The following is a 5,491-nucleotide window of genomic DNA, read 5'->3' as shown; positions in this document are numbered from 1 at the left end:
GGGGCGGCGGCGCCCCCCCGCGTCGCGGGGGGGCGGCGGCGCCCCAAAACCCGCGGGGGGCGCGGGGGGCGCCGGGGGGGGCCGCGCGCGCCCCCCCCCTTCGTGCTGCTGGTGGATCCCGGCGTCGCCGATCCCGACCGGGTCCACGCCGGGAAGAGGCCCGTCTGGGCCTACGCGCACGTGCCCAACGGGTACGCGGCGGACCCCACCGGCTCCGTCACGGCACAGATCGAGAAGTACGCGCCCGGGTTCAGCGAGACGGTCCTCGCCGCCAGGAGCACCAACGGCGTCCAGTACGAGGCGTACAACCCCAACTACGTCGGCGGGGACATCGGCGCCGGGGCCCTGACCCTCGGCCAGCTGCTCATGCGCCCGACCCTCCGGTGGAACCCGTACGCGACCCCGCTGCCCGGCGTCTACCTGTGCTCCGCGTCCACCCCACCCGGTCCGGGCGTCCACGGCATGAGCGGCTACCTCGCCGCCGTCTCCGCGCTCCGCCGGGAGTTCGGCATCGCCGCGCCGCCCTCGCTCGGGCCCCGTCCGGCGTCTTTGCGATGTGAACCGTGACGGCGGCGTCATCGATCGGAGAGGCTGCTCGGTAAGGGTGGTGGCGGCGGGTCCGCCCCGTGGAACCCCTGGCGCCTTTGGAGGAGACCGATGTCCGCACCTGTTCAGCACCACCGGTTCGCCGTCGACGAGGACGGCAACGACCTGGGGTACGCCCTGTCGTTGCCGGACGGGTACGACGAGGGCCCCGGGCCGTGGCCGCTGCTGCTGTTCCTGCACGGCGCCATGGAGCGCGGCGAGGATCTGGCGGCGCTCGCCGTGCACGGGCCGGTGCGGCAGATCGCCGCCGGGGCGAAGCTGCCGTTCGTGGTGGTGGCCCCGCAGTGCCCGGCGCACAGCTCGTGGGTCGCGGAGGTGAGCGCGCTGGCGGCCCTGGTCGAGGACGTGGCGCGGACGTACCGGATCGACCCGGACCGGCGGTACGTGACCGGGCTGAGCATGGGCGGCACCGGCACGTGGGCGCTCGCCGCCCGGTACCCGCGCCGGTTCGCCGCCGCCGTGCCGATCTGCGGGTCCGGGCTGAGGGAGGCGGCGCCGCGCCTCGCCGCCCTCCCGGTGTGGGCCTTCCACGGCGGGGAGGACGACGTCGTCCCGGTCGCCCACACCGAGCGGGTGGTCGAGGCGCTGCGGGAGGCGGGCGGTCCGGTGCGGTTCACCCGCTACCCGGGGGTCGGCCACGACTCCTGGACGCGGACGTACGACGACCCCGAGGTCTACGCCTGGCTGCTCGCCCAGTCCCGCCGGTCCCGCAGCGCGGGCTGAGAACGCCGACGGGCCCGGCGGACGCTACTGCTGGGGGCCGGTCGCCTGGCGGGAGCCGGTCCGGGGGCGCGTGGGGTGCGGGACGGACGCGGGCAGGGCGTGCCCGGTGCGGTCGTCGGTGTGCCAGGACTGCGACTGGAAGGCCAGGAACACCGCCGCCCACCGGCTCTCCGCCGGCAGGTGGATGAGCAGCGCGCCGTCCTGGTAGACGCCGTCGTCCGTCCGGAACCGCCCGCTGTTGCCCTGGTTCATGTGCACGTCGTGCACGCCGTTGCCGGGCAGGAAGCCGAACACCTTGTCCGGGACGCCGGGTTCGGGCCCGAAGCGCTGCCCGAAGACGTACACCGCGGCCGCCGGGTCGGCGATCGCCCGCTGGACGTGCTGGTCGAGCATGTCGGCGAGGTCGTTGTCCGGGCCCGGGAGGTCGGGCGGCAGGACGCGCATCGCCGCAGGGTCGAACAGGTGCCCGCGGACGAAGTCCAGGCTCGCCGTGCCCGGCCGGGACGGCAGCGGGTTCCAGCCGCTGCCGGCCGGCGGGAGGAGACCGGTGACGGGGTGCCGGAAGTCCTCGACCGCGAGGTAGCGCAGGTCCGCGGGGGCCTGCTGGGAGAGGACGTTGACCGCCGCGCGGTAGTCGGTGCCCCCGGCGTCGCGCAGGTGGATCTGGTAGTGCGGGGTGTCGGTGGCGCCCTCGCGGCGCCGGTCGACGGCGGTGGCGGCGAGCACGCCGTAGTAGCTGATCGGCATGGGTGTGGTTCCTCGGTTCCCTGGCTGCTGGTCCTGGTGCCTCGCCGGCCGGTCGGCCGGGGTCCCTCCGTTATCGCGCACACCGCCGACCGGGGGCTGTGGAATCCGCAGTTGTTCATCTGCCGTCCCCCGAACGGGCTTTCGCGCCGCAGAACGTTGACGTCGGGGCGCCGGCGTCCGGGGACTGGACGAGGGCTGGATGAGGACCGGACGAGGACTGGACGAGGGCGGGGCGAGGGCGGGCCGGTCAGTCGGCCGGTGCCGGCCTGCCCCGGCCGGGCAGGACGTGGACGCGTCTCGACCGCCCCCGGAGCAGCTCGCCGGTGACGAAGGCCGTCACCGCGGCGACGATCAGCAGCGGCATCGCATCGGCGGCCTGGCCACCCAGCAGCGCCGTCGCCAGCACCATGCTGGTGACCGGAAGCCGGGTGACGGCCGCGCCGGAGGCGGCCAGTCCGACGGCCAGCGCGGGCGCGGTGCCGAAGCCGGGCAGCGGCGCGCAGGCCGCCCCGAGCGCGGCACCGATCAGGATCGCCGGGAAGATCGGGCCGCCGCGCAGGCTGCCCAGGGCGATCCCCCAGCCGACCGTCTTGCACAGCACCAGGGCGAGCAGCGCACCGATCGACCAGGCCGCCGGGTCGGCCGCCAGCGCGCCCAGGGTGGCCTGCCCGGAGAGCGCGGCCTCCTCCGGTGAGCGACCGGTGAGCAGCGCGTACGCCGCGAGGCAGGCCCCGACGGCGATCGCGCACAGCACCGTCCGGACGGCGGTCCGACGAGCGGTCGGCACCGGCCGGGGGCCCGCCGGATCGCCCGTGGTGAAGGCCTTGACCCGCCGGCCGAGGGCCTGCCCGGCCACGCAGACCACGGCGATCACCACCGCCAGCGGGACGCCCCAGAGGAAGTCGCCCAGGTCCGGGACGCCGCTCTCGGGCACCCGCGGCAGCGAGAGCGCGCCGATCGACAGCCCGGTCCAGTGGCCGAAGCCGGTGAAGACCAGCGCACCGACCCCGCTGGCCAGCAGGCAGGGCAGGATCAGAGCGATCAGCCGCGGGCCGCCCAGCCCGGCCGCCTCGATCATCATCACGCCCGCCACCAGCGGGCTGCCGAAGATGGTGGAGATCGCCGCCGCCGCCCCGGCTGTGCCCAACACCGGTACCAGTTCCGGGTGTTGGGCCCGCCTGGCGGACCGGACGGCGAGCAGCGCGAGGCCGCCGCCGATCGCCATCAGCGGCGCCTCCGGGCCGAGCACCGCGCCGAGCGGCAGGCAGGCGAGCGCGGCCAGCACCACACCGGGGACGGCGCCCGGCGGGGTGGGCGGGCCGCCCAGCCCGTCCACCGGAACGTGGCCGCCGCGCCCGGGCAGCCGGGTGACCACGGGGGCGAGCAGCAGGCCGGCCAGCAGCAGCGCGGGCAGCGGCCACCACCAGGGGGCGCGGTCGAAGCCGGCGGCGACCGGCAGGCTCTCCCAGACCCAGTGCTGGAGTTGGTGCTCCAGGCCGACGAAGCCGAAGGCGACCAGCGAGACCGGGACGCCGATCAGGGTGGCGACCAGCAGCAGGCCGAGGTAGCCCTTGCCGAGCAGCACCTGGCGCAGGGTGGGGCCACCGTTCTGCTGCTGGGGCGTCCCCGGCATCGCCGCTCCTTCGCGCTCCCGGGGCGCGCGGCCCCCGTCCTGCGACCGAGTCTCGCCCGGGGCCGGGCGGCCCGCACGGCGTGCGGCCCGTCAGCCGGGCGCCGGACGAGCGGAGTTGCGCCGTTCGGGTGAGAGCGCCCTCCGGGGCGGCTGGCGACCGGAGCGGGTGGGCGTCGACGGCGGCCGGGGCCAACAGCGGGCGGTCAGAGCCGGCGGGCGTCGCCGAGCGCGCTCTCGATGCCCTGGACCATCCGCCACAGCGGCGCCCGGCGGCTGGCGACCAGCACCACCACATCGTCCGCCCCGGACTCCGCGGGCTCCCCGGACCCCCCGGACTCCCCGCCCGGGCGGTCGTTCCAGGTGCCGGTGACGAAGGCCATCGCCGCGTCGACCTCGACCACCCAGTCGCTCTCGCCGCCCGAGCGCAGCCAGGTGCGCAAGGCGTGGTTGTGCGCGGCGACAACGGCGGCGGCGGTCACGTCGGCGCGCAGCGGGCCGTCCGGGCGGTCGGCGAACCGGCCGCGCAGGTAGGCCGCGAGCGTGTGCTCGTAGCGCCAGACCACGGAGAGCTCGTACGCCCGCAGGCCGGGGACCTTGCGGGTGAGGCGGTAGCGCTGGACGGAGAAGGAGGGCTGTTCGGCGTACATCCGCAGGACGAGCCGGGCCGCGTCGCAGGCGTGCTTGACCGGGTCCTCCTCGCCGGTGCCGGACTCCAGGAACTCCGTCATCTCGGCGAGGCTGCGCTCGTGGTCCGGGAAGACCACGTCCTCCTTGGCCGGGAAGTAGCGGAAGAAGGAGCGCCGGCCGACCCCGGCGAGCGAGACGATGTCGTCGATGGTGGTCTGCTCGAAGCCGCGTTCCAGGAAGAGCTCGAAGGCCGCGGCGACGAGCGCCTCGCGCATCGCCGGCTTGGCGGGCCCGTCGTTCATGGGCAGGTCCTGCTCTTCCTTCTCGCTCATTCCCGGAACATAGCATCGGCCCCGAACGGCCGGACCGGGTGCTCGGCCCGGCCGTCGGTGCACCTCGGAGAGGCTGTTACGGCAGGTTGCGGGCCATGACGATGCGCTGGACCTGGTTGGTCCCCTCGTAGATCTGGGTGATCTTCGCGTCCCGCATCATCCGCTCCACCGGGTAGTCCCGCGTGTACCCGTACCCGCCCAGCAACTGCACCGCGTCCGTCGTGATCTCCATCGCCGCATCCGACGCGTAGCACTTCGCCGCCGCCCCGAAGAACGTCAGATCCCCGTCCCCACGCTGCGACTTCGCCGCCGCCGCATACGTCAACTGCCGCGCCGCCTCCAGCTTCATCGCCATGTCCGCCAGCATGAACTGCACACCCTGGAACTCCGCGATCGCCTTCCCGAACTGCCGCCGCTCCTTCACATACCCCTTCGCGTAGTCCAACGCCCCCTGCGCGATCCCCACCGCCTGCGCCGCGATCGTCACCCGCGTGTGGTCCAACGTCCGCATCGCCGTCGCGAAACCCGTCCCCTCCGCACCGATCATCCGATCCGCAGGAATCCGCACATTGTCGAAGTACACCTCACGCGTCGGCGAACCCTTGATCCCCAACTTCCTCTCCGGCGCACCGAACGACACCCCCTCGTCGCCCTTCTCCACCACGAACGCCGAAATCCCCTTCGACCGCAGCTCCGGATCCGTCACCGCCATCACCGTGTAGAACTCGGAGACACCCGCGTTCGTGATCCAGCGCTTCACCCCGTTCAGCACCCAGAAGTCCCCGTCCCGCACCGCCCGGGTCCGCATCCCCGCCGCGTCCGA

The 5,491-nt window shown here is 74.6% G+C and carries 6 protein-coding genes; 2 read left to right on the top strand and 4 right to left on the bottom strand.

Features of this window, described 5'->3' with window-relative positions; genetic code table 11:
* Positions 1 to 102: 102 nt before the first annotated feature.
* Both ACFV6I_RS31670 and ACFV6I_RS31665 read left to right on the top strand, forming a co-directional pair.
* The gene (locus ACFV6I_RS31670) at positions 103 to 567 is read left to right on the top strand and encodes a phytoene desaturase family protein (protein ID WP_380429011.1); all 465 of its coding nucleotides are present in this window, start codon (positions 103 to 105) and stop codon (positions 565 to 567) included.
* A 90-nt stretch (positions 568 to 657) separates the two neighbouring features.
* The gene (locus ACFV6I_RS31665; RefSeq protein WP_063346944.1) at positions 658 to 1,329 is read left to right on the top strand and encodes a prolyl oligopeptidase family serine peptidase; all 672 of its coding nucleotides are present in this window, start codon (positions 658 to 660) and stop codon (positions 1,327 to 1,329) included.
* A 24-nt stretch (positions 1,330 to 1,353) separates the two neighbouring features.
* On the opposite strand, the gene ACFV6I_RS31660 is transcribed toward ACFV6I_RS31665, so the two are convergent.
* The 4 genes from ACFV6I_RS31660 to ACFV6I_RS31645 all read right to left on the bottom strand — a co-directional run.
* Positions 1,354 to 2,076 (bottom strand): DUF2278 family protein, encoded by a 723-nt coding sequence (locus tag ACFV6I_RS31660; RefSeq protein WP_380429008.1) that lies wholly within the window; start codon positions 2,074 to 2,076, stop codon positions 1,354 to 1,356.
* Positions 2,077 to 2,323: 247 nt separating this feature from the next.
* On the bottom strand, positions 2,324 to 3,709 hold the full coding sequence (locus tag ACFV6I_RS31655) for a chloride channel protein (RefSeq protein ID WP_380429006.1): 1,386 nt from the start codon (positions 3,707 to 3,709) through the stop codon (positions 2,324 to 2,326).
* A gap of 203 nt (positions 3,710 to 3,912) precedes the next feature.
* Positions 3,913 to 4,668: a TetR family transcriptional regulator gene (locus tag ACFV6I_RS31650; RefSeq protein ID WP_244293315.1), complete on the bottom strand. Its 756-nt coding sequence runs from the start codon at positions 4,666 to 4,668 to the stop codon at positions 3,913 to 3,915.
* A gap of 76 nt (positions 4,669 to 4,744) precedes the next feature.
* Positions 4,745 to 5,491 (bottom strand): acyl-CoA dehydrogenase family protein (locus ACFV6I_RS31645; protein WP_380429004.1); only part of this gene is annotated, 747 nt, incomplete at its 5' end.

The organism is Kitasatospora sp. NPDC059803 (assembly GCF_042732255.1).
Taxonomy (GTDB): domain Bacteria; phylum Actinomycetota; class Actinomycetes; order Streptomycetales; family Streptomycetaceae; genus Kitasatospora.
Note: the sequence above shows the minus strand (reverse complement) of the source record. Positions and strands in the feature narration are given on the sequence as shown.